Raw genomic sequence first — 24,167 nt, 5'->3', positions numbered from 1 at the left:
AATCCGCTCTAGCCAGCAACCACGAAGATGATAATCGGCCCGCACACCGCCAGCAGCACATTGGAAATCGCATAGCACACGGTGAAACCGATTACCGGAGTATTACTCCCCGACTGCTCGATGATCTTGTTCATCGATGCCGCTTCCGTCTGCGCGCCGGCCAAGGCACCGAACAGGATCATCGGGTGCAAGCGCAGCACATAGCGACCGAAATACAACGCCACCAGTGGCGGCAAAATCGTCACCACTGCGCCGGACAGCAGCAATGCCAGCCCCTGCTCTTTCATTGCGGCAAACGCCGCCGGCCCGGCAAGCAAACCCACTACAGCACCAAACGCCGTCAGGCCAAACTCGGAAAACGCCCATTGCGCTGCGGGCGGCAGCGCGCCGATTTCCGGGTGGCGCGAGTTGTACCAGCCAATCACCAGCGCGGCGACCAACACCCCGCCGCCAATGCCCAGTTCCACCGGGATCATGCCGACATGGGTCGAGAGCAATCCCAGCAGTGAGCCGAGGACCATGCCCAGGGTGTGCATGGCGATATCGCTTTTGTAGTTGTTCTTGCGGATCCGCCCCAGGCGTTTGGCAATCGCCTCGACACTGGCAGTGCGCCCGGTCAGCGTCAGCACGTCGCCTCGGCGCAGCACCGTGTTGGGCAGCAGCGGCAGCTCGTAGCCCTGGCGGGAGATGGTGTTGACGAAACAGCCCAGGCGTCCATCACTGGCCAGCCGGGTTTTCGCTGCATGGATAGTCTTGCCGGCAAACTCGGCTGAAGTCAGGACGATGTCCACTTCGCGGGTGGGGAATGACAAGGACTCGGGGTGGTCGATTTCCGGCCCGACCCAGTGACTCAGCGTACCGACGGCATCACGCAAGGCATACACGCCAAGGACATCGCCGGCCATGAGAACGAAACTTTCATCACGCTCGATGATTTGCCCGGCCCGCACCACGCGCTCAACCGTCAATGAGTCATGCAGTTTTTCAAAATCGATGATGCGCTGGCCATCCGCCTGGCCATTGCTCGCCACTTGGTGAGCCCGCACGACGATGCGCGTGTAGGGCACGGTGATCGCCTCTTCTTCCTTGGCGATGCCCAGTTCCAGCTCCAGTTCACGCGCCGATTCGCGCAGATTCACCCCGAGCAGTTTCGGCGCGATGCTGCCGACAAACACGATCAAGCCGATGGTGCCGAACAGATAGGTGATGGCATACGCGATTGCCATGTGGCTGTTGAGTTGCGCCTTGGCCGCCGCATCAATCGTCAGTTGATTGATCGCGCTGGTCGCGGTGCCCATGATCGCCGTGTCGGTCAGCGCACCGGCACCGAGGCCTGCGGTGAACCCGGCGTCGAAATCGAACAGCGAGTACATCAGTAGAATCGCCCCCAACGCAGTGGCGCACAGCACCACCGAGAGCAGCACCAGTTTCAGTGTGCCGCGATTGAGGCTGCCGAAAAACTCCGGGCCACTCTTGAACCCGACGGCGTAGATGAACATCACGAAAAACACTGACTTCAGGCCCGCCGGCACTTCCAGACCGATCTGCCCGATCAGCAAACCCATCAACAGCGCACCGGCCACCGAGCCGAGGTGGAAGCTGCCGATGTGAATCCGGCCGACGAACACGCCCAGGGCAATCGCCAGGAACACCGCGATTTCCGGGTCGGTGCGCAAGGCGTGCAGGATGAATTCGAGCATGGGGCGAACTCCTTTGAGCGGCGGTCACTGATCCTTCGGTTCTTGCGCAGGTGCTGTGTACCACTTTTCTCGCGGCACCCACTTTTCGCTCTGCGGATCGCCCAGATAGTGCGGCGACATGATCTGCACACCGTATTCGTTGAACACGTCCTGGATATTGGCGTGGAGCATGCTCAGCAGCACCGCACGCGGGCGCGGCTGGCTTGGGATCGCTTGCGCGACCAGCCGGTATTCCGGGTAAAAATCCGACAACGCGGTCTGGAATACCTGCGCCGCAGGATCTTCGAGAATCCCCGGCGTACGCTTCGCCGCTTCCAGCAGCATCGCTTCGACCTGACGCCACGGCGTGTCGTAGCCGATGGTCACCACCGTATCCACCACATAACCGGGACCTTGCACGGTGCGCGAGTAGTTTTTGGTGACCGTGCCGGTGATCATCGAATTGGGTAGCGTCAGCACTTCCCCCAGCCCGGTGCGAATGCGCGTGGTGAACATGCCCAGTTCGGTGACCGTGCCTTCGTACTCGCCGATTTTGACGAACTCACCCGGACGCAAGGTGCGCGTGTAAGTGAGGATCAAACCGGCGGCGGCCTGCCCGACCACACTGGTCGCGCCGAGGGAAATCATCAGGCCGATCAGCACCGACAAGCCTTTGAACGCATCGGTACCGGCACCCGGCAGATACGGATAGGCCATCGCCAGAGCAAACAACCAGACCGCCAGCGCCGTCAGGCGTTGGGTCGGTTGCAGGGTTTCGTGATTGAGCCAGCTGAATGTTCCCGGCGTAGCCATGCGCCGCAGGATGCGTCGGGTGAACGCGGTGACGCCACGGGCGATAAAGAATATCGCCAGGGCTACGCCCAGTCCGGGAATCGCATCGACGATGCCTTGCAACAAATACCCGGCCAGCTCGAACAGATAGTTATTGAGGCTTTCGCCCCATGGCCGCGTGTAGGGAAAGCGCGACAGGACGAAACCCAGCCATTCATAGGTCAACAGCAAAATCAGCAGCCAGCGCAGCAGCAACAGCAGACGGCTGACCAGCGGATACAGGAAGTTGGAGTCGATCAGTTGCACCCGCCCGACCTTCAGTGCCTGAGTGTGGCGATCCATCAGTTCGGGGAGTTTTGCCAGCAGTTTGCGGCGCAAATACACCAGGCCCCAAAGCAGCGCAAGGTAAATCAGCGTGGCCACGGCAGCCAGTGCCAACGAGCGCAGAATCAAGTCGAGACTGCGCGCTTCGCGGGTTTCATTGACCACTTGGCGGAGTTTTTCCGCCGCGCCCTCGGCAGCCTGTTGCACCGATGAATAGGCCAGCGTGTCGATGTCCTTGGGCGCGACGATGAAGGCGCGTTTAGAACCGATCAGCACCAGATAGCTGTTCTGGATCGGATCAATGCTGACGTTGAGGTCCTCGCCTTCATCCAGCGCCTCACTGATGACCATTTTCGCCCGTTTGACCCGCGAGGCCGGCGCTTCGCCGAGGATGGTGGCGCGAAACAGCATGATGCTGCGATTGGCGACCTTCAGCTCTACTGCTTCATCCGCCGGTTTTGCCGCCTCATCAGCCGCCCAGCCGAGCCCGCTCCAGAGCGCCGCGAACAGCACTATCCATACCGCCAGCAGCCTGCTTCGCATGCGCCTGTTTCCTTACGCCCAAGTGTCAGAGAGGGATACGTAAGGCAGCGTAGTTGAGCGATGAACGGTTGTCAGATTCCCGCGCACCGATAAATGTCACGGCAGATTTTCTTTGCGCTGGCTCTCCAGAAGCTCGGTGACATCGGCCGGTTGATACACCCAGCCGATGAACAACTCATAACCGACCGCCAAAATCACCGGGCCGATGAACAGACCAATAATACCGCTGGTGACCATGCCCCCGAGCGCACCGATCAGCACCACCGGCATCGGCACCGCAACGCCGCGTCCCAGCAACATCGGCTTGAGCACATTGTCGGAAAGCCCGGCAATCGCCATCCACACCGCAAAGATAATCGTGCTGGCGCTGACCCCGTCCTGCGCGAAGACATAAATCACGATGGGCAGCGTGATCAGCAGCACCGGCAATTGGGTGATGCCCAACAGCAACACCATCAAGGCGAGAATACCGGCCGCCGGTACACCCATGACCACCAGCGCCACGCCGACCAGCAGCATCTGAATAAACGCGATGCCGACTACGCCCTGCGCCACGGCGCGGATGGTTGCCGTGCACAGTTCGGCGATTTGCGGGCCACGCACCGGACCGGAAATGCGTGTGGTGATGGCCACTGCCGTGCGATGCCCGCGCTCGCCGTGGGTCATGACCAATCCGGCGATGATCAGCGCAATCACAAACACCACGATCCCGGCACCGACGCCAGCGGCTTGATGCAATAACACTTTGCCCCAGTTGGACAGGTGCGGTGCCAGCTCCTTGAACGCCCAGCTCAAGTCTTGCGAGGCGTGTTGCCAGATGCCGTAAACCGGCGCACCGATCAGCGGCCAGTTCTCGACGCTGGCCGGTGGTGGCGGGATCTCGAACTGGCCTGCCTCCATCGTGTGCATGCCGACTTTCACCGAATCGGCAACGGAAGCCCCGAGCAGGCTCAGCGGCACCATCAAAATCAGCAACCCCAGCAGCACCAGCAAGATCGCCGCCCAACCGTAGCGGTTGCCTAGCTTTGCGCCGAGCTTCTGATTGAGTGGATACAGGGTGATCGCGAGGATCAGCGCCCACAGCATGACATTCAGAAACGGATGAAAGATGTCGTAGCAGAACAACACCAGAATGGTGATCAGACCCGCGCGTATCAGTACGTCCAGCAGTGCTCTGGAACTGTGAAAGGTGATCAGCGGTTTGTCTTCCATGTCGGCGCTCCTGAGTGGGCCATCGATGAACCGCTGTGAGCCTAGTTCACATCCGGCTCATCGTCTCGACTGGTGCGCACGCCAAATCGCGACTAAACCTGAAGGCTGATCTGCATTGATAAGGAATTCGCGATGAAGTCGACGCACTCACTGATCATTCTTGCGCTGGCAGGCACTGGCGGTCAGGCACTGGCGGGCGGTATTGATCTGTATGAAGCGGGTCAGGAAGGCGCGGGACTGGCGAATGCCGGCTCGGCGGCGCTGGCCACTGACCCGAGCGTGTTGATGAGTAACCCGGCCGGCATTGCTGCACTCAAGGGCACGCAAATCAGCTTGACCGGTCAGGCCATATTTGGCGGCCTGGGTTTTGATCGCGACAGTGACAACGACTTTTCCGGCAACGAGGGCGGCAATCCGCTGCCGATCCTGCCGGGCAGCAGTTTCTTTATCAGCCATGAGCTCAATGATCGCGCCAGTATCGGCTTCGGTATGTACGGCAACTTCGGCCTGAGCGTGAAATACGACGATGACTGGGCCGGCCGCTACTTCAGCCAGGAATCGACATTGATCGGCATTTCGATGCAGCCGACCTTCGCCTACAAGATCACCGACGATCTTTCGATGGGCATCGGACCGCGTCTGGTCTATGGCTACTACTACACAAAAATGGCCATCGACAATAACGCCTTCCTGCCGGGTACGCCGTTTCAGGAGGATGGCAAGTTGCAGTACAAGGACACCGACATCGGCACCGGGATCAACCTCGGCCTGCGCTATCAGTTAAATGAACGCACCACTGTCGGCCTGGCTTACACCAGCAAGGTCAAACTTGAGTTCAAGGACTCACCTTCCGTGCATGGCATTCGCAATCCGCTGCTCAATCTGGCGCTGTCGCGGCTGGACGTCGACGACCTGGAAATCGACATGAACATCCCGCAGACCGCGACCCTGAGCATTGCCCATCAGTTGAACGAACAGTGGACGCTGCTGAGTTCGGTGAACTGGCAGGACTGGAGCGACTTTGCCGACATCGGCGTGTCGGTGGATACGGCGGCAGGCGACGTTTCACGTTCGGTCGACCGCAAGTATCAGGACACCTGGCACCTGTCGATCGGCGCACAGAACCAGATCAGCCCGAAACTGCGCTGGAACATGGGCGTGGGTTACGACAGCTCCGCCGTGAAGGACAAGGATCGCACCGTCGACAACCCGATGAACGAGACCTGGCGGCTGGCGACCGGGCTGAGCTACAAACTGGCCGAAGACACCGACCTCAACCTCAATTACACGCTGGTCTGGCTGGGTGACATGGATGTGCAACAGACCAAACGCAATGGGCAGACGCTGTCGGGGAGTTATCCCAATAGCGCGCTGCACATTGTTGGCGGTGGCGTGACGTGGCGATTTTGATCGGGGCGCTCAGCGCTCCAGCATGCCGTGACACAACAGGTTCAAAACCCCGCGCATGTGCAAGGCATGCGCGGCCCTGTCCGGGATTTCCTGCGTTGCCAACCGAATGAACGCCATGTTCGCGTATTGGTTGAACAGGGTTGCCACCACGTCAAGATCGATCGATTCGCGCACTTTTCCCGCTTGCTGGAAATGCAAAAGCAGCGCTTTGGTCTCTTCGATCACGGCCGCGTTCCATGGACTCATCGCCTCGGCCAGCTCACCGGTCAGTAGAAACGGCGCCAGTTCCCGCCACAACGAAGCCGGCATTGCCTGTAGCTGGTAATCGGTCATCAACCCTTCGAACTCGCACAGCGCCTCCAGGGGATCGCTGTCCTCGTCCAGATTGGCCCGCGCCTCGCGCATGGCTTGCTCGTCGGGTTGCTTGAGCAAGGCCAGCAGAATCTCCTGCTTGCCGCCGAAGTAATTCACCACAGTCGGTGCGGAAACGCCCGCCTGCACGGCGATCTGGTCCAGCGTGGTGGCCGCAAAGCCATTGCGCTTGAACAACTCGAGCGCCGCCTCGGCAATCACCTGCCGGCGTTGTTCCTTCTGCCGCTCTCTGAGTCCGCTCATGTTGCCTCTGATGATCCTTGCCAATGGCTCTCAGCCTACGGAGATCTTTTTTCACCGACAAATATTTTCTTTACAAAAATATTTTTAGATGACAAAACTTTGTCCGTGCAGCGCTGCGACGAACGCACTCACTTGCCCTTTGCTCTGGAGATCCGCCATGTCCGCCGAATTCGATTCGACCCGCAGTACCCGCGATTACCAAGCCGCTGACGCCGCTCACCACATCCACGCGTTCGTCGACCAGAAGGCCCTCAACGAGGAAGGCCCGCGGGTGATGGTCAGCGGCGATCGGCTGGCGTTGTGGGACAACGACGGCAAGCGTTACCTGGACGGCATGTCCGGCCTGTGGTGCACCAACCTCGGTTACGGGCGCAAGGATCTCGCCGCTGCCGCCACCGCGCAGCTGGAACAACTGCCCTACTACAACATGTTCTTCCACACCACTCACCCGGCGGTGATCGAGCTCTCCGAACTGCTCTTCAGCCTGCTGCCCAAGCACTACAGCCACGCGATCTACACCAACTCCGGCTCCGAAGCCAACGAAGTGCTGATCCGCACCGTGCGCAAGTTCTGGCAGGTGATGGGCCAACCCGAGAAGAAAATCATGATCGGCCGCTGGAATGGCTACCACGGCTCGACCCTGGCTGCGACGGCGCTGGGCGGGATGAAATTCATGCACGAAATGGGCGGCAGCATTCCCAATGTCGCGCACATCGATGAGCCGTACTGGTTCGCCCATGAAGGCAACCTCAGCCCGGAAGAATTTGGCTTGCGCGCGGCGCGACAACTGGAAGAGAAGATTCTCGAACTGGGCGCCGACAAGGTGGCGGCGTTCGTCGCCGAACCGTTTCAGGGTGCGGGCGGCATGATCATTCCGCCAGCGACGTACTGGCCGGAGATCCAGCGCATCTGCCGTCAGTACGATGTGTTGCTGTGTGCGGACGAAGTGATTGGCGGTTTCGGCCGCACCGGTGAATGGTTCGCGCATCAGACATTCGGGTTCGAGCCCGACACCCTGTCGATCGCCAAGGGCCTGACCTCCGGTTACATCCCCATGGGCGGCTTGATTCTGTCGCGACGCATGGCTGAAGCATTGGTCGAGAAAGGTGGCGTGTTTGCCCATGGCCTGACCTATTCCGGCCACCCGGTGGCGGCCGCTGTGGCGATTGCCAACCTCAAGGCCTTGCGTGATGAGGGAGTGGTCACTCAGGTGAAAACCGACACCGGCCCGTACCTGCAAAACTGCCTGCGCGAAGTGTTTGGCAATCACCCGTTGGTGGGTGAGATTCAGGGGGTTGGTCTGGTGGCGGCGGTGCAATTCGCTGAGGACAAGGCCACCCGCAAGCGCTTTGCCAATGAAAACGATATCGCCTGGCGTTGCCGCACGATTGGTTTTGAGGAAGGGCTGATCATTCGGTCGACACTGGGGCGGATGATCATGGCGCCGGCGCTGGTCGCCACGCGCACGGAGCTGGATGAGCTGATCGACAAAACGCGGATTGCGGTGGATCGGACGGCGCGGGAGTACGGGGTGCTGTGATCGTCTGAGGACGTACCTGTCTTCTGGGAACGCAACAAATCCCTGTGGGAGCTGGCTTGCCAGCGATGGCGATAGTTCAGACACTTCATTATCGAATGGGCTGGCCCCATCGCTGGCAAGCCAGCTCCCACATGGATCTACAGCGGACACGAATTCTGCATACCCCGCAGCCCCCTGTAGGAGTGAGCCTGCTCGCGATGGCGTCGGTCGGGTTGAAAACAGGCAAGAGATCAATCCCGCCGATTACTCCGCGCGCCGCTTGGTGTTAAATAGGCGCCAGTCTTAACCTTGTCGCTTATAGCTGTGCAACGAGAACCGATATGAACACCCATTCCAGGAAAAACACCCAAATTCAAACAGCGGTGAGCGCATGATCGAAGTCACCGAGGTTTCCATTGCCCAACTGCGTGCCGCCCTTGAGTCCGGGCAGACCACCGCAGTCGAGCTGGTCCAGGCCTATCTGGCCCGTATCGACGCCTACGACGGTGCCGACACAGCAACGGCGCTGAATGCCGTAGTCGTGCGCAACCCTGAAGCGTTGAACGAGGCACGCGCGTCCGATGCCCGTCGCGCCAAAGGCGAAACCCTCGGCCCGCTCGACGGCATTCCTTACACCGCCAAGGACAGCTATCTGGTCAAGGGCCTGACCGCCGCGTCCGGCAGCCCGGCCTTCGCTGATCTGGTTGCCTATCGCGATGCCTTCACCATCGAACGCCTGCGTGCGGCCGGGGCAATTTGCCTGGGCAAGACCAACATGCCACCGATGGCCAATGGCGGCATGCAACGCGGCGTCTACGGTCGCGCTGAAAGTCCTTACAACGCCGATTACCTGACCGCGCCGTTTGCCTCCGGCTCGTCGAACGGTGCCGGCACCGCCACTGCTGCGAGTTTCGCTGCATTCGGTCTGGCTGAAGAAACCTGGTCGAGCGGGCGTGGCCCGGCGTCGAACAATGGCTTGTGCGCCTACACTCCGTCGCGCGGGGTGATCTCGGTGCGCGGCAACTGGCCGTTGACGCCGACCATGGACGTGGTCGTGCCTTACGCACGGACCATGGCTGACCTGCTTGAAGTCCTCGACATCGTCGTCGCCGAAGACCCAGACACCCGTGGCGACCTCTGGCGCCTGCAACCGTGGGTGCCGATCCCCAGCGTCAGCGAGGTGCGCCCCGCCGCTTACGCCGATCTGGCGGCCGACGCCAAAGCGCTGGCCGGCAAACGTTTCGCCGTACCGCGCATGTTCATCAATGCCGACCCTGAAGCCGGCACCAGCGAAGCACCGGGCATCGGCGGCCCGACCGGCCAGCGCATCAATACCCGTGAGTCGGTGATCGAGTTGTGGAAACAGGCGCGTCAGGCACTCGAAGCTGCCGGTGCCGAAGTCATCGAAACCGATTTCCCGCTGGTCTCCAACTGCGAAGGCGATCGTCCCGGCGCGCCAACCGTGTTCACCCGTGGTCTGGTCTCCAAGGAGTTCCTTCACCATGAGTTGTGGGACCTGACTGCATGGGCGTTCGACGACTTCCTGCAAGCCAACGGCGACCCGAAACTCAATCGTCTGGTTGACGTCGACGGGCCGAAAATCTTCCCGCACGACCCGGGCACCCTGCCCAACCGTGAAGGCGATCTGGCTGCCGGCATGGACGAATACGTGCGCATGGCCGAGCGCGGCATCACGCCGTGGAATGCAATCCCCACCGTACCCGACGGCCTGCGCGGCCTGGAACAGACTCGGCGCATCGACCTCGAAGACTGGATGGACACACTGGGCCTCGACGCCGTGCTGTTCCCGACGGTTGCTGATGTCGGCCCGGCGGACGCCGATGTAAACCCTGAGTCGGCCGACATTGCCTGGAGCAACGGTATCTGGGTGGCCAACGGCAACCTTGCAATCCGCCACCTCGGCGTACCGACCGTGACCGTGCCGATGGGCGTGATGGCCGACATCGGCATGCCGGTCGGCCTGACCTTCGCCGGCCGCGCCTACGACGACTCGAACCTGCTGCGCCTGGCTGCAGCGTTTGAATCGACCGGCAGCAAACGCCAGATCCCGCCACGTACGCCGCCATTGTCGTAACGCGCTTAAAACTGTAGGAGCGAGCCTGCTCGCGATGGCGGTGTGTCAGCCTGAATAAACTTGACTGACACGCCGCCATCGCTGGCAAGCCAGCTCCCACAGGTTTCAGCTCCAGTCACAAAATCCTCATTCGACCCAAATCCCTGTAGGAGCAAGCTCGCTCCCACATTTTTTGTGTGATGCCAAGATCGGTGGGTACACCATAGATCCCTGTGGGAGCTGGCTTGCCAGCGATGGCGTCAGCGCATTCACAACCTGATGACCTGACAGCCACAGCAATTCAGCACATCCGCTCAATCCCCCTCCCCGCAATCCCTCGATCATTCAGGCCATCTTAATTGCCGCTGGCCACCGACCATGATCGACCGCGCCCCTTCACGCCTCACCCTCCTCGCGCTGCTCTGCGGTCTGAACTCAACCGCCCACGCCAGCGGTTTTTTCGACGATGCCAAAAGCGAAGTGCTCACCCGTAACTTCTACCTGAGCAACGACTATCGCTCGCCCTCACCCTCCGGTAAAAACTATAAACAAGAATGGGCTCAAGGCTTTATCGGCACTTTCTCATCCGGTTTCACACTTGGAACGATCGGTTTCGGCATCGATGCCCACGCCTTCGCCGGGCTGAAACTGGACGGTGGCAAAGGGCATTCCGGGACCGGTCTGCTGCCGGTCGACAGCGAAGGTCGCAGCGAAAATGACTACTCCAGCGCGGGCGGCGCACTCAAGCTGAAAACCTCGCGCACCACCCTCGCCTTCGGTGAAATGACCGTCGAAACCCCGGTGTTCGACACTTCCGACAAACGCTTGCAACCGGAGTACGCCACCGGTTTTCTGCTCAACAGCGCCGAGTTCGATCACCTTAATCTGGTGGCCGGGCATTTCACCGCGTTCAAGAATCAGGACAGTTCATCCGGCAAAGGCGATTTCTACGGCTATGGCGCCAATACCGAGGCTGGCGGGATCAGCTTTCTCGGCGCCGACCTGTTCAGCGATAGCCCCATCGGCGGCGCGCTGTATGCCTCGGAACTCAGCGACACCTGGCGTCAGTACTACGGCAACCTGCACTTCAAACAGTCCGGCGTGCTGCTCGACGCCAACCTCTACCACACCCGCGATACCGGCCGAGCACTGGCCGGCGCGATCGACAACACCTCGTTCAGCCTGTCCGGCAAATACACCTTCGGCCCGCACGCGGTGATGCTTGGCTGGCAAAAGATCAATGGCGACACGCCGTTCGACTTCGTCGGTGGCGACTCGATCTACCTCGCCAACTCGATCAAATACGCCGATTTCAACGGCGCCAACGAACGCTCCTGGCAGGCGCGTTACGACCTCGACCTCGGCGCCTTCGGCATCCCCGGCCTGAACTTCATGACCCGCTACGTCAGCGGCAGCCACATCGATGGCACCCATGCGCCAAAGGGCGGCGCCTACAACCCGTTCGATGCTGACAGCGGAAACTACCAGCCACAGCAAGGCGCTGGCGGCAAGCATTGGGAGCGCGATATCGATTTGAAATACGTCGTGCAATCGGGCGCGGCAAAGGACCTGTCGGTGCAGGTCTCGCATGTCTCGCACCGGGCCAACGAGGCGCAGGCGGGTGATGATATCGACCGGATCTATGTCGTAATCCAGTACCCGCTGGGCTTCTGACTCAACACGAATCAGGGCCAGACCACGTTGCGTTTTTTGGATCAAAAGATCGCAGCCTTCTGCGCGCCTACAGATCTCCGTCCAGGCGCGCAGAAGGCTGCGATCCTTTGCTTTTGAAATACCTGCAAATAACAATATTTCTCGTTTGACACTAAATCCCCGCCCTCCCCCTCGTCTTTGAACAAACGGAATTTTTCCCTCAAAGACAAGGAGTCGGCTGCGATGTTCGCGCCCATTACCCGTTCCATGACCCTCACCCTCGGCCTGTGCAGCGCTGCATTCAGCGCCGATCTGCTGGCTGAAACCGAAGCCGAAAAACCGCCGCAGCCCACTGACACAGCGCTTGAGCTGGCCGCGACCAATGTCAGTGCGCAAGGTCTGGGCACCACCACCGAGAACACCGAGTCCTATACCACCGGCGCCATGAGCACGGCGACGCGCCTGAACCTGTCGATCAAGGAAACCCCGCAATCGGTCTCGGTGATCACCCGTCAGCAGATGGATGATTTCAAACTCGGTACATTGTCCGAGGCCATGCGCCAGACCACGGGCATTGTGGTGCAGCATCTGGATTCGGATCGGGTCAGTTATTCGTCGCGCGGTTATGCGATCAATAATTTCCAGATCGACGGGATGCTCAACACCTTTGATCGCATGAAGTCGGACTCCGACACCATCATCTACAACCGTATCGAGGTGGTGCGCGGTGCCACGGGCCTGACCACGGGGGCCGGTGATCCATCGGCGACCATCAACATGGTGCGCAAGCGTCCGACCGCGCAGTGGCAGGCGCTGGCCGGAGTCAGTGGCGGCAGCTATGACAATTATTACAGCTACGTAGATGTCGGCGGGCCGCTGGCGTTCGACGGGCGCTTGCGCGGGCGTACGGTGTTGGCCTATCGCGACAACCAATCGATCAAGGACAAATACGCGCTGCAACGCGAGGTCGGTTATGGCGTGCTTGAGTCGGATCTGAGCGATTCCACCGTGCTGGCGGTCGGTTACGACTATCAGAACAAGCATGTGCAAGGCTCGTCGTGGGGCACCGTGCCTTACTGGAATGCCGATGGCAGCAAGGCAGGTCTCGGCCGTTCGACCAACATGGCGACGTCGTGGAGTTCCTGGCCGCTGCAGGACAAAACCGCGTTTGCCACCCTCGATCAGCAACTGGCCGGCGGCTGGCGCCTGAAAGCTGCGTACACCCACCGCGACAGCGCGAGCGACGGCAAGGTGTATTACGGCGGTGGCGGTTTCCCCGAGGCCGACCGCAGCGGCATGCTCGCTTACACCTCGCACATGATCGGCACGCAGAAAATGCAGGCGTATGACTTCAATGTCTCCGGCCCCTACTCGCTGCTCGGCCGTGAGCACGAAATGATGTTCGGCTATGGCGAGGCCGAACGCCGCTCGAACTCGCCGTACACCATTGCCGGCGCACAACCCAGCGATTACGGAAAAATCCGCGACTGGAAGTACATGGGCGATATCGCCAAATTCAGCGACACCGTCACCGACCTCACCGGCTCCAAGGACAATACCCGACAGAAAGCCGGCTACATCGCCACACGCCTGAGCCTGGCTGATGATCTGCACGCCGTGCTCGGCAGCCGATACGGCAGCTGGGAAGCGTCCAGCACCAGCAACCGTTACGACGCCAGCCGGCAACTGACCAAGGTCGATTACACCAGCCAGAAACAGAACGACGTCTGGACGCCTTACGCCGGCCTGCTGTACGACTTGACCCCGGAGTACACGGCATACGTGAGTTACACCGACATCTTCAAACCCCAGGGCAACCGCGACAAGAACCGCAAATACATCGACCCCGTTGTCGGCAAAAACTATGAAGTGGGCGTCAAGGGCAGTTTGCTCGAGGAACGCCTGAACCTGTCCACGGCGCTGTTCTGGAGCAAGCAGGACAACGTCGCCGAACTCGACAACTCGGCCCCGGCAGATCCGGTGACCCGTGAGCAGTTCTACAAATCCGGCGGCAAGGGCAACAAGGTCAACGGCTTTGAGGCTGAAGTATCCGGCGAAATCCTGCAGGGCTGGAACATGACCGCCGGTTACACCTATACCCACTCGGTCGACGGCGCCAGCGAGCGCACCAACACCAGTGAGCCGATGAATCTGTTGCGCGTCTCCACCGCGTACCGTTTACCGGGCGAATGGCAGGCGCTGACCGTAGGCGGTGCGGTGAACTGGCAGAGCGATGTGTATGGCACGTCGAGCCGACCGGTCGGCGGCGACACTCAGGAGGCGCGCATCAACCAGCGCGCTTACACCGTGGTCAACCTGATGTCGCGCTACGCGTTCGATCGCCACCTGTCGGCGTCGCTGAACGTCAACAACCTGTTCGACAAAAAGTATTACGACAATGTCGGCTTCTATAACGGTGTGTACTGGGGTGACCCGCGCACCGTCACCCTGAGTCTCGACTGGAAGCTCTGACCCCCGCCTATCGGGCGCAGCGCACCTACGCTTGATGTGCGCCGCGTCTGTCTGATATCGCCTCGCAACATGCTGCAAAACCTACACTGAACGGGCGTTAACCCGGTGTTAATTCATGCCACCCAGACTCTCTTCCGAGATCTGCTTCATGGACGAACGGCTCCCACTTGTTCAGTAGGAGGCACCATGAAAATCATCACCGTAATCCTTGCCGGGCTGTTTGCCCTGGGTTCTGCCAGCGTCTTTGCCGAGGGCGGCGCTGAGCGTATGCGTTATTACTACGACAACTTCCCGGTTCACCACGCCCAGAGCGCGCAGCAGAGCGACGCCAACGCGAAAGAAATTCGCGTTCCCGCCGACCAGACTGCGCAAGTGACCGAGTCCTATCGCGACTGAGATTGACCGAGCAACCGATGGACCTTCCGTGGCTCCGCTCTGGCCCGGGAGAAGACAGTTTGGCGCCCTGATTGGGGCGCCTTTTTTTATGGGCATTGAGTGGGGTGTTCGACCTTATGCTGTCGCGAGTTCGCAGATTGGGTTGGGTCAGCAAGATCCACCCCCCTCACCCCAGCCCTCTCCCCAAAGGGGCGAGGGGGAAAGGGAGCCGATTTTCATGCTTTTCAAAACCTACGTTCGGCTCGATGTTTCAGGTCGGCGTACCTTGCCCAAACACCTCGGTCAGTCCCCTCGCCCTCTGGGCGGTCCGACGTTTCGGGAGGGTTAGGGTGAGGGTGAGGGTGAGGGGCTTCTAGGCTTGGAGGTTTTTGATCCAGAACAGCATCTGCCCATGATCCGGGTCGAACATGCCCGGCGCGAAGCCGAACTTGCGGTAAGAACCCTGAGCCACAGCGTTGCCTTCCAGAACTTCAAGGGTGATTTTGCAGCAACCGCGCTGGCGAGAGATCTCCTCGACTTTCTGCAGCATTTTCTGGCTCAGACCGAGGCCGCGGAATTTGCCCACCACCGCCACGTCATGGACATTGACCAACGGTTTGCAGGCAAACGTGGAGAACCCTTCAAAGCAATTCACCAGCCCCGCCGGCTCGCCCCCGACAAAGGCCAGCACGCTGAACGCATGCGGGCGTCGGGCCAGCTCTTCGGGGAGCCGACGCAACAGGTCAGGGTCGAGCGAATGACCGCCGCCCATCGGGTCTTCTGCGTAATGATTGAGCACGATACCGATGGCCTCGGCGTGCGTTGGATTGCTGTAGCTGGCTTGAAGCACAAGAATCTCTGCGGAATCCATTTCCATCCCCGAACACACAAAAGCCCCGGCGCGCAAAGTGCGCACTGAAAGGCTGTCTGACCTTAGCGCGGGGGTGATCGAGCGGGCAACCCGCAAATGCAAAAGATCAAAAGATCAAAAGATCAAAAGATCAAAAGATCAAAAGATCAAAAGATCAAAAGATCAAAAGATCAAAAGATCAAAAGATCAAAAGATCAAAAGATCAAAAGATCGCAGCCTTCGGCAGCTCCTACAGATAATTGGGTGTAGGAGCTGCCGGAGGCTGCGATCTTTGGCTTTTTCAGCGGCCCCAGATCAACTCTTCAGTCCAGCCCAGTTCGGCGAAGTCTTCGGCACGCAGGCCGCTCTCGCCGGCACAGAAAAACTCATCCAGTTGCGGCGGCTTGACCACTGTGTCGCTGAGCATCGCATGCACCTGGCCTCGGTGATGAATCTGGTGTTCAAACAGGTGCGACAGCATGCGCAAACGGCTGTCGTGCTGCGGCGTGTCGCGGGCAATGGTGACAATCCGGGCCAGATCGTCATCGCGCAGTTGCTCGCAATAAGCAATCAGCCGCCGATCAACGTGAGCCTGCTCTTCACGCAACTGCGCGCCCTCGGTAAACGGCTCATCCGCATTGAAAAACACGTAGCAGTCGGGATGCGGCTCAGCCCCGCGCAACTCGCGTTCCAGTGCGTCAACGTAGAACCAATCGCAGGTGAGGATGTGATTGAGAGTCAGGCGAATGCTCGGGAAGAAACTCGCCCGGGGGGCGGCCAGATCTGCCGCACCGAGCTGGCGCCAGGCCTTGGCCAGACGATGATTGGCCCAGGCATTCTGGTAGGCCATGGTCAGCAAATGATGGGAAAGCGGTTGGCTCATGTCGGCGCCCTCTTCACTCACGTTTCGGCAAAGCGCTGCAGTTGCATCTCCTGCAGGCGACTGAGGGTGCGGCGGAACGGGAATTCCAGATAACCCTCGGTGTACAGCGCGTCCATTGGCACTTGCGCCTCGATGTACAGCGGCACTTTGCGGTCATAGCACTCGTCGACCAGCGCGATGAAACGCCGCACACCGTCATCGTGAACCGACAATTGCGGCAGCTCGCGATCACCGGCCACCACCCGCTGCGCGCCATCTTCGGTGCCGCGCGCGATGCGCCCTTCACGTTTCTGTGCGCTGAGGTTAGGCACCTCGCTCAACAGAATAGCCGTGTAGCGATCGCACAGCGCGATGAAATCCATGGCGGCGAACGGCTGCTCGCAAAGATCCGCATAGCGACACCACAACACCGATTCGCTGGCCTGCACGACGTTCAACTGACGATGACCGACCGACACGGGTTCGGTGCTGGCTGGCTGTCCGGCGGTCAACGCCTGAAAGACTTCGTCCAGCGCGCTGACCGGCGACGTGATCACAAAGTAGCGTTGCAGGCCGGCCCCTGGATGCAAGCGGTGATCCTCGGCGCCATTCACCGCCACCACCTGCATATGCGCCTTGATCGCGGCAATTGCCGGTACGAAGCGATCGCGGTTGAAGCCATCGGCGTACAGATCATCCGGCGGCAGATTGGAGGTGCAAACGATGACCACGCCTTCGTCGAACATCACCTGAAACAGCCGACCGAGAATGATCGCGTCGCCGATGTCGTTGACGAACAGCTCATCGAAGCACAGCACCCGCACCTCCGCCGCCAGCTCTTTGGCCAGCGCGCGCAACGGATCGGCAATCCCGGTCAACTGGAACGAGCGCTGATGCACCCAGCCCATGAAGTGATGAAAGTGTTGGCGTCGCGCCGGCACCCGCAGACTCTGATAGAACTGATCCATCAGCCAGGTCTTGCCGCGCCCGACCGGCCCCCACAGGTAAACGCCGGTGACCGAACGGACACCGGCGTGCAGGGCTTCATGGCATTTTTGCAGCGCCCAGACCGCGTGTTCCTGGGCTTCGTCCTGGACAAAGCCCTTGTGTTGAACGGCGTGTTGCCAGGCGCTGAGGGGAGTGTCGAAAGTCATGCGCGGCAGTATGCCACGATGCTTACAGGGAAATATCCAGGCGGGCGATTTTGCCCTGTTCGTTCAAGCGAAACGTATAGCGTAACTGGGCCGGGCTGCCGGGGAATGTCCCGGAAATCAGCCCGTGTACCAGCACCTTGCCGGTGCGCTGCTGGACGTCGAGCACTTCGACCCGTGGCTGATAGCGTTGCCCGGTGTCTTGCATCCATTGCGCGATGGCTTGCGGGCCGACCTGATGCTGGCCCTCGTCGAACACGTTGGCATCCTCGGCAAAAAAACTGCCGACCCGCGAGGTGTCGCGTGCGTTGGCCGCATCGATATACGCAGCGATCGCCGGGGCCAGTGTAGAGACAGGATGTGACATGGTTGCAGCTCCTTTTTTTGTTTGGTTCTGCGAGCATCCTAAAACAGCGTTGCGTCAGTTTTTGTCAGGAGTGAAGCGCCCGCTTTCATCCAGTTGCATCTGCTCGCGCCAAGTGCGCAAAAGGTCGCTGCGCCGTCCCGGATAACTGTCGCCCTGACGGCTGGCGGCGCCGATCCGGTCAGTGCGAAATGTACGGTAGGCGCCGCGCAATTCGCACCACGCAACGATGATCCGCACCTCATTGAGGAAGCCCAGCGCCAAGGGCCAGATCAGCCGCTGACTGGGCACCTGTTGCGCGTCGGCGTAATCGATGTGCAGTTTGGCCTGATCGCGGATAGCGTGGCGGAACACGTTCAACGGCACGGCGTTTTGTGGAAAACCATAACCCGGCGGGCCCGGCATCACGGTTGGATTACGCAGCGCTTCCTGCGCTTGTGGATCGAGCACTGCGGCAATTTTGGCCAGCGCATCCGCCGCTGCTTTGCCGAGGACTTCATCACCGCGCTGATCGACATAACGCAAGCCGAGGACGATGGCTTCGGTCTCATCGGCGTTGAGCATCAGCGGTGGCAGAAACAGGCCGCTGCGCAGCACATAACCGATCCCGGCTTCACCATGGATCGGCGCGCCGAGGGCGGTCAGCTCAGCAATATCGCGATAGAGCGTGCGCTCGGACACTTCCAGCTCGGCGGCCAGCGTTGCCGCCGTCACCGGGCGCTTTTTGCCGCGCAGCACTTGCAGCAAAGTCAAAAGACGAGTGGTACGCGACACGATGGTCAGGCTCAGCAGGGAAAGTGATCGCAGCTTAGCAGAGGCTAGTGTCAGAAAATGGCAGGAGCCTTTGCTGAAAATGTGGGAGCGAGCTTGCTCGCGAAAGCGGCGGATCCGTCGACAAAGATGTCGGCTGAAAAATGACGCCTTCGCGAGCAGGCTCGCTCCCACAGGGGTACGCAGTGTTGCGTCAAATATCGACCTTGTGTCGAGCGGCGTATAGGCAGAGCATTTCCATCGCCAGTGTGGCGGCGGCCAGTGAGGTGACGTCGGCGTGATCGTAAGCCGGGGCAACTTCCACCACGTCCATGCCGACCAGATTGATCCCGCGCAAACCACCGAGAATTTCCAGCGCTTGCACGGTGCTCAAACCGCCGCAGACAGGCGTCCCGGTGCCGGGAGCGAACGCCGGATCGAGGCAATCAATGTCGAACGTCAGGTACACCGGGTTATCGCCGACCCGGGCGCGGATCGCTTCGACAATCGCTTCGCAGCCACGGCGATGCACCTGTCGAGCATCCAGCACCTGAAACCCCATGTGATCGTCATTGGTCGTGCGCAAACCGATCTGCACCGAACGTGCCGGATCGACCAGACCTTCGCGCGCCGCGTGCCAGAACATGGTGCCGTGATCGACGCGTTTACCCTCTTCATCCGGCCAGGTGTCGCTGTGCGCATCGAAATGAATCAGCGACAGCGCGCCGTGCTTGCGCGCATGGGCCTTGAGCAGCGGATAGCTGATGAAGTGATCACCACCAAATGTGAGCATGGCGCTGCCGGCGTTGAGAATCTGTTCGGCGTGGGCTTCGATGCGTTCCGGGACGGTGTGTGGCGAGCCGTAATCGAAATTGCAGTCGCCGTAATCAATCACCGCCAGATGATCGAACGGGTCAAACGTCCACGGCCAGTGGCGCTCCCAGGCAATCCCGGTGGAAGCCGCGCGAATCCCCCGTGGCCCGAAACGTGCGCCGGGGCGGTTGCTGGTGGCCGTGTCGAACGGCACGCCGCTGACCGCGACATCGACGCCGCGCAGGTCACGGCTGTAGCGCCGGCGCATGAAACTGGTGATGCCGGCGTAAGTGCTTTCGGCGGCGGTGCCATAAAGTCTGTCACGGGTCAGGGCCTGATCGTTTTGCATGGGCACATCCATCGTGGTGCTCCTGTTGTTATTGATGGCTACGGAAAGTGGTCCACAGACGCGTGCGCTGACGCATGTCCTTGAGGCTCATGCTGCGATCGGCATACAGCCGCGCGCGCACCTCGCTGGGTGGGTAGATGTCGGGATCGTTGCGCACGGCGTCATCCACCAATGGCGTCGCGGCCTGGTTGGCGGTGGCAAAAAACAGCGTGTTGGTCAGCTCGGCCAGCGAGTCCGGCCGCAGCATGAATTCGATGAACGCCCGCGCGGCTTTGGGGTGCGGCGCGTCTTTGGGGATGGCCAGATTGTCTTGCCACACCAGCGTGCCTTCTTTGGGAATGCGATACGCCACTTCGAAGGGTTTATTGGCCTTGTGTGCCTGATCAGCGGCCATGCTTGCGTCGCCGTTGTAGGTCAGCGCAAGGCACACGTTGCCGCTGGCCAGGTCATTGATCTGCCGGCCAGTGGCGACGTAGAGCACCGACGGTTGGAGTTTGTGCAACAACGCTTCGGCGGCGGCCAGATCGTTCTTGTCCGTGCTGTAGGGATCTTTACCCAGGTAATGCAGGGCCAGACCAATGACCTCCTGCGGCGAATCGAGGATCGCGATGCCGCAGTCTTTCAGCTTGCTGGCGTTCTCGGGTTTGAACAGCAGATCGAGGCTGTTGAGCGGCACATCGGGCAAGCGCTGCTTCACTGCCTCGACGTTCATCCCCAGACCCAAGGTGCCCCAGGTGTACGGCACGCCGTAGCGATTGCCGGGGTCGACGGCGGACATTTTTTCCAGCAGGTCCGGATCAAGATTGGCGTAGCCCTTGAGGCCGTCGTGGGGGATTTCTCTCAGCGCGCCGGCCGCGAGTCCTCGCGCCAGAACGCTGGACGACGGCACCACCACGTCATAGCCGCTACCACCGGTGAGCAACTTGGTCTCCAGCACCTCGGAGGTGTCGAAGGTGTCGTAACGCACATGGATACCGGTTTCCTGCTCGAACCGTTGCAGGGTTTGCGGTGGCACGTAATCGGCCCAGCTGTACAGATTTAGCGTTTTGTCCTCGGCCTGCGCCTGAAGAGCCACGGACAACAGCAGCGCGGAGAAACACAGCTTGAACACGGGAGCCATGACGAACACCTGACCGGAGGAAGTGGTTGCAGAATGCGCGGTCCGATACATTAGAAAAATAGCCGAATAATTATCCTGACTTTATTCCGGAGTAATGTGATGTTGGGTCAACTGCACGACGTCGATTTGCAACTGTTGCGCCTGTTCGTGCGGGTGGTCGAGTGCGGTGGTTTCAGCGCGGCTCAAGGTGATCTGGGCCTGAGCCAGTCAAGCATCAGTCAGCAAATGGCCAAACTGGAAACCCGTCTCGGCTATCGTCTGTGCAGTCGCGGCAAGGGCGGTTTCAGCGTCACGCCCAAGGGCGAGCAGTTGCTGATTGCTGTGCGCACGTTGTTTGAATCGATTGAAACCTTCCGCCATCAATCCAACGGCGTCGCCGGGCGTTTGATCGGCGAAGTGCGCTTGGGGATCTCCGAGTCGGTCGATCAGTCGGTGTTGCAGCGGGTGGCGGTGGCGATCCGCCGCTTTCGCGAGCGTGATGAATCTGTACGCATCGAATTGATCAGTGCCATGCCCGGCGAAATGGAACGCCTGCTGTTGCAACAGCGACTGGATCTGGCGATCGGTTATTTTTCGCAAGTGCAAAGTGCCTTCGACTATCGCCAGTTGTTTAGCGAAACCCAGCATTTGTACTGTGCTGCCGGCCATCCGTTGTTTACCGATGCAGCGCCGAGTGATGCAGCCTTGCAGGCCTGTGACCGAGTCGATCACCCCTATCGGTTTTTGCGCAGTGACGAACCGTTTCAGGGCAAGGTCTGCTCGGCGCGGTCGGAACAGGTCGAGGGTACGCTGACGTTTATTTTGTCGGGTAAACATGTCGGCTATCTGCCGGATCACTATGCGCGCAGTTGGCAAGCCAAGGGCCTGCTGCGGCCAATCCGCGAGGGCGAGTTGAGTTTCGAGGTGGCGTTTCATCTGGCCCGACATCGGGCGCAGGTGCCGGGGGATGCGCAAAAGGCGTTTGAAGAAGATCTGCTCGCAGCCTTCTCCTGATACATCTCGCTGTAGGAGCTGCCGCAGGCTGCGATCTTTTGATCTTAAAAGATCGCAGCCTCGTTTCACTCGACAGCTCCTACATAGCTGTCTACCGCTAGCGGCCAATAAAACCTGACCTTTCAGGCAGTTATTGCTCGTTGCCCTCGCCGCCCTCTTCCGGCATCCTGCGCCTCCATTTTCTGACCCGGCCCCGCCTCGCGGCGCGCAAAACACCATGACCGCCTCTGAAAAAGCCCCGCGCAACAACGACCTGATCTATGGTCTCAACGACCGCCCGCACCTGACTGCCACCGTGTTTGCCGCGCTGCAACACGTGCTGGCGAGCTTCGTCGGCATCATCACTCCGACTTTGATCATGGGCGGCGCCCTCGGTCTGCACAGTGAAATCCCCTACCTGATCAGCATGGCGCTGTTCGTTTCCGGCCTCGGCACCTTCGTCCAGGCCAAGCGCTTCGGCCCGGTCGGTTCGGGATTGTTGTGCCTGCAAGGCACCAGTTTTTCCTTTATCAGCGTGATTCTCAGTGCCGGGTTCATGGTCAAGGCGCGCGGTGGTGGCACCGATGAAATTCTCTCGACGATCTTCGGCGTGTGCTTTTTCGCAGCCTTCATCGAAGTGGTGCTGAGCCAGTTCATCGGCAAACTGCGCATGCTGATCACCCCGGTGGTCACCGGCACCATCATCACGCTGATGGGCCTGTCGCTGATCAAAGTGGCCATGACCGACATTGCCGGCGGTTTCGGCGCGCCGGATCTGGGGGCGGCCAGCCATATCTTTCTGGCAGCGCTGGTGATCGGCACCATCGTCGTGCTGAACCGCGTCGACGTGCCGTTTCTGCGCCTGGGCGCGATCGTTATCGGCCTGACGCTGGGCTATGTGGTTGCGTGGCTGATGGGCACGGTGGATTTCGCCTCGATGCCCGAGGTGCCGCTGGTCAGCGTGCCGTTGCCGTTCAAGTACGGTTTCAACTTCGACTGGGTGGCGTTCGTGCCGGTGGCGGTGATTTTCCTCGTGTCGCCGCTGGAAGCTGCCGGTGATCTGACCGCCAACTCGATGATCTCGCGACAACCGGTCAAAGGCCCGCTGTACATCCGCCGAATCAAGTCCGGCCTGCTCGCCGACGGCCTCAACTCGGCCATGGCGGCGGTGTTCAACAGCATGCCGATGGTGACCTTCGCGCAGAACAACGGCGTGATTCAGCTCACCGGCGTGGCCAGCCGCTACGTCGCCTTCTTCATTGCCGGTTTGCTGGTACTGCTGGGGCTGTTCCCGATGATCGGCGCGGTGCTGCAACTGATGCCGAAACCGGTACTGGGTGGCGCCGAACTGGTGATGTTCGGCACCGTCGCGGTGGCCGGCATCAAGATCCTCGCCGAGGCTGGCCTGCATCGGCGCAACATGCTGATCGTGGCGATTTCGCTGGGCATGGGTCTGGGTATCGCTGCCGTGCCAGAAGTCCTGCGTGAGCTGCCGCAAGCGCTGCGCAACATCTTCGAATCGCCGATCACCGTCGGTGCGTTGTGCGCTATCGTGCTGAACATCTTTCTGCCGGAAGAATTCATCGAGCTGGAAGAAGACGATTTCGACCCGGAAGCTTCTATCCTTCAGGTCATGGAAAACCCGGACATGCCGGCCAAAGGTGAACCTGCCCCGGTGGCGGCTGTCGCACAGTTGAACCGCTAACGTCTGGCCTTTGAGAGAAAGGGCTGAGCCGGTGACGGTTCAGCCCTTTTTTGTTGAGAGACCGTTTATGCGCCGTTTCCAAGCCGTCATGCTGTCACTGCTTCTGCTGTCCCTCAGCGCCTGTGCGCTTTTCCCCAACCGTGATCCGGTGAACATCAACGTGGTCGGCCTCGAACCGTTGCCGAGCCAGGATCTGGAAGTGCGTTTCGCCATCAAGATTCGCGTACAGAACCCCAATGAGACGGCCATCGACTACAACGGCATTGCGCTGGATCTGGAGGTCAACGGCCATTCGCTGGCCTCCGGCGTGAGCGATCAGAGCGGTTCGATCCCGCGTTTTTCCGAAACCATCGTCACAGTCCCCGTCAGCATCTCGGCGTTCTCGGTGCTGCGCCAGACTCTTGGCCTGAGCCAGACGCAATCCCTCGATAACCTGCCCTATGTGCTGCGCGGCAAGCTTGCCGGCGGTCTGTTTGGCACCATGCGCTTTGTCGACAGCGGCAAGCTCAGCCTGCCCAAGGCCACTGCCGCTACCTGGTAAAAATGCGCTAGCCTGCTTCGTT

The 24,167-nt window shown here is 60.3% G+C and carries 20 protein-coding genes; 9 read left to right on the top strand and 11 right to left on the bottom strand.

All coding sequences use genetic code 11. The features are described from left to right. Positions 1 to 8: 8 nt before the first annotated feature. From aspT to CKW38_RS05520, 3 genes are all read right to left on the bottom strand, one after another. Positions 9 to 1,700 (bottom strand): aspartate-alanine antiporter, encoded by a 1,692-nt coding sequence (gene aspT, locus CKW38_RS05530; protein WP_007913321.1) that lies wholly within the window; start codon positions 1,698 to 1,700, stop codon positions 9 to 11. Positions 1,701 to 1,724: 24 nt separating this feature from the next. Further along, positions 1,725 to 3,338 carry a mechanosensitive ion channel family protein gene (locus CKW38_RS05525; protein ID WP_095112108.1) on the bottom strand — a complete coding sequence of 538 codons (1,614 nt, stop codon included), beginning with the start codon at positions 3,336 to 3,338 and terminating at the stop codon, positions 1,725 to 1,727. Positions 3,339 to 3,434: 96 nt separating this feature from the next. Next, the gene (locus tag CKW38_RS05520) at positions 3,435 to 4,550 is read right to left on the bottom strand and encodes an AI-2E family transporter (protein ID WP_007913325.1); all 1,116 of its coding nucleotides are present in this window, start codon (positions 4,548 to 4,550) and stop codon (positions 3,435 to 3,437) included. Between the two features lie 132 nt (positions 4,551 to 4,682). Between CKW38_RS05520 and CKW38_RS05515 the strand changes: the two genes are divergently transcribed. Continuing rightward, positions 4,683 to 5,960 carry an OmpP1/FadL family transporter gene (locus tag CKW38_RS05515; protein WP_095112107.1) on the top strand — a complete coding sequence of 426 codons (1,278 nt, stop codon included), beginning with the start codon at positions 4,683 to 4,685 and terminating at the stop codon, positions 5,958 to 5,960. Positions 5,961 to 5,969: 9 nt separating this feature from the next. On the opposite strand, the gene CKW38_RS05510 is transcribed toward CKW38_RS05515, so the two are convergent. Continuing rightward, complete coding sequence (locus CKW38_RS05510; protein ID WP_095112106.1) at positions 5,970 to 6,575, bottom strand: TetR/AcrR family transcriptional regulator; 606 nt, start codon at positions 6,573 to 6,575, stop codon at positions 5,970 to 5,972. A 157-nt stretch (positions 6,576 to 6,732) separates the two neighbouring features. Here CKW38_RS05510 and CKW38_RS05505 point away from each other — a divergent pair, with 157 nt between their 5' ends. The 5 genes from CKW38_RS05505 (at position 6,733) to CKW38_RS05480 (ending at position 14,689) form a co-directional block, all read left to right on the top strand. Continuing rightward, complete coding sequence (locus CKW38_RS05505; protein WP_095112105.1) at positions 6,733 to 8,115, top strand: aspartate aminotransferase family protein; 1,383 nt, start codon at positions 6,733 to 6,735, stop codon at positions 8,113 to 8,115. A gap of 370 nt (positions 8,116 to 8,485) precedes the next feature. Next, the gene (locus tag CKW38_RS05500) at positions 8,486 to 10,189 is read left to right on the top strand and encodes an amidase (protein WP_095112104.1); all 1,704 of its coding nucleotides are present in this window, start codon (positions 8,486 to 8,488) and stop codon (positions 10,187 to 10,189) included. A 357-nt stretch (positions 10,190 to 10,546) separates the two neighbouring features. Beyond that, positions 10,547 to 11,842: an OprD family porin gene (locus CKW38_RS05495; RefSeq protein ID WP_095112103.1), complete on the top strand. Its 1,296-nt coding sequence runs from the start codon at positions 10,547 to 10,549 to the stop codon at positions 11,840 to 11,842. A 222-nt stretch (positions 11,843 to 12,064) separates the two neighbouring features. Continuing rightward, positions 12,065 to 14,293: a TonB-dependent siderophore receptor gene (locus tag CKW38_RS05485; RefSeq protein ID WP_095112101.1), complete on the top strand. Its 2,229-nt coding sequence runs from the start codon at positions 12,065 to 12,067 to the stop codon at positions 14,291 to 14,293. A 186-nt stretch (positions 14,294 to 14,479) separates the two neighbouring features. Continuing rightward, positions 14,480 to 14,689, top strand: a complete 210-nt coding sequence (locus CKW38_RS05480) for a hypothetical protein (protein ID WP_007913338.1) — start codon at positions 14,480 to 14,482, stop codon at positions 14,687 to 14,689. A gap of 352 nt (positions 14,690 to 15,041) precedes the next feature. Here the strand turns inward: CKW38_RS05480 and CKW38_RS05475 are convergent, their stop codons facing one another. The 7 genes from CKW38_RS05475 to CKW38_RS05445 all read right to left on the bottom strand — a co-directional run bounded on the left by CKW38_RS05475 (position 15,042) and on the right by CKW38_RS05445 (position 20,927). Then, complete coding sequence (locus CKW38_RS05475) at positions 15,042 to 15,539, bottom strand: GNAT family N-acetyltransferase (protein ID WP_007913340.1); 498 nt, start codon at positions 15,537 to 15,539, stop codon at positions 15,042 to 15,044. Between the two features lie 280 nt (positions 15,540 to 15,819). After that, positions 15,820 to 16,401, bottom strand: a complete 582-nt coding sequence (locus tag CKW38_RS05470) for a DinB family protein (RefSeq protein WP_095112202.1) — start codon at positions 16,399 to 16,401, stop codon at positions 15,820 to 15,822. Positions 16,402 to 16,418: 17 nt separating this feature from the next. After that, a complete protein-coding gene (gene zapE / locus CKW38_RS05465) occupies positions 16,419 to 17,534 on the bottom strand; it encodes a cell division protein ZapE (RefSeq protein WP_095112100.1) in 1,116 nt (371 codons plus the stop codon). Between the two features lie 22 nt (positions 17,535 to 17,556). Then, complete coding sequence (locus CKW38_RS05460) at positions 17,557 to 17,898, bottom strand: nuclear transport factor 2 family protein (protein ID WP_007917392.1); 342 nt, start codon at positions 17,896 to 17,898, stop codon at positions 17,557 to 17,559. 54 nt (positions 17,899 to 17,952) lie between these two features. After that, complete coding sequence (locus tag CKW38_RS05455) at positions 17,953 to 18,669, bottom strand: YafY family protein (protein WP_095112099.1); 717 nt, start codon at positions 18,667 to 18,669, stop codon at positions 17,953 to 17,955. Between the two features lie 190 nt (positions 18,670 to 18,859). Beyond that, positions 18,860 to 19,819, bottom strand: coding sequence for an agmatinase (gene speB / locus CKW38_RS05450; RefSeq protein WP_095112098.1), 960 nt, complete (start codon positions 19,817 to 19,819; stop codon positions 18,860 to 18,862). Between the two features lie 16 nt (positions 19,820 to 19,835). Beyond that, positions 19,836 to 20,927, bottom strand: coding sequence for a polyamine ABC transporter substrate-binding protein (locus CKW38_RS05445; RefSeq protein ID WP_095112201.1), 1,092 nt, complete (start codon positions 20,925 to 20,927; stop codon positions 19,836 to 19,838). Positions 20,928 to 21,026: 99 nt separating this feature from the next. Here CKW38_RS05445 and CKW38_RS05440 point away from each other — a divergent pair, with 99 nt between their 5' ends. The 3 genes from CKW38_RS05440 to CKW38_RS05430 all read left to right on the top strand — a co-directional run bounded on the left by CKW38_RS05440 (position 21,027) and on the right by CKW38_RS05430 (position 24,145). Continuing rightward, on the top strand, positions 21,027 to 21,920 hold the full coding sequence (locus CKW38_RS05440) for a LysR family transcriptional regulator (protein ID WP_007917400.1): 894 nt from the start codon (positions 21,027 to 21,029) through the stop codon (positions 21,918 to 21,920). Between the two features lie 217 nt (positions 21,921 to 22,137). Then, entirely contained in the window at positions 22,138 to 23,604 is a 1,467-nt protein-coding gene (locus CKW38_RS05435; RefSeq protein ID WP_095112097.1) for a nucleobase:cation symporter-2 family protein, read from the top strand. Between the two features lie 67 nt (positions 23,605 to 23,671). Then, entirely contained in the window at positions 23,672 to 24,145 is a 474-nt protein-coding gene (locus CKW38_RS05430; RefSeq protein ID WP_095112096.1) for an LEA type 2 family protein, read from the top strand. Positions 24,146 to 24,167: the final 22 nt, after the last annotated feature.

Source organism: Pseudomonas sp. Irchel 3H7 (assembly GCF_900187605.1).
Lineage (GTDB): Bacteria > Pseudomonadota > Gammaproteobacteria > Pseudomonadales > Pseudomonadaceae > Aquipseudomonas.
The sequence above is the reverse complement of the archived record's forward strand: the minus strand, read 5'-3'. Positions and strand labels throughout refer to the sequence as shown.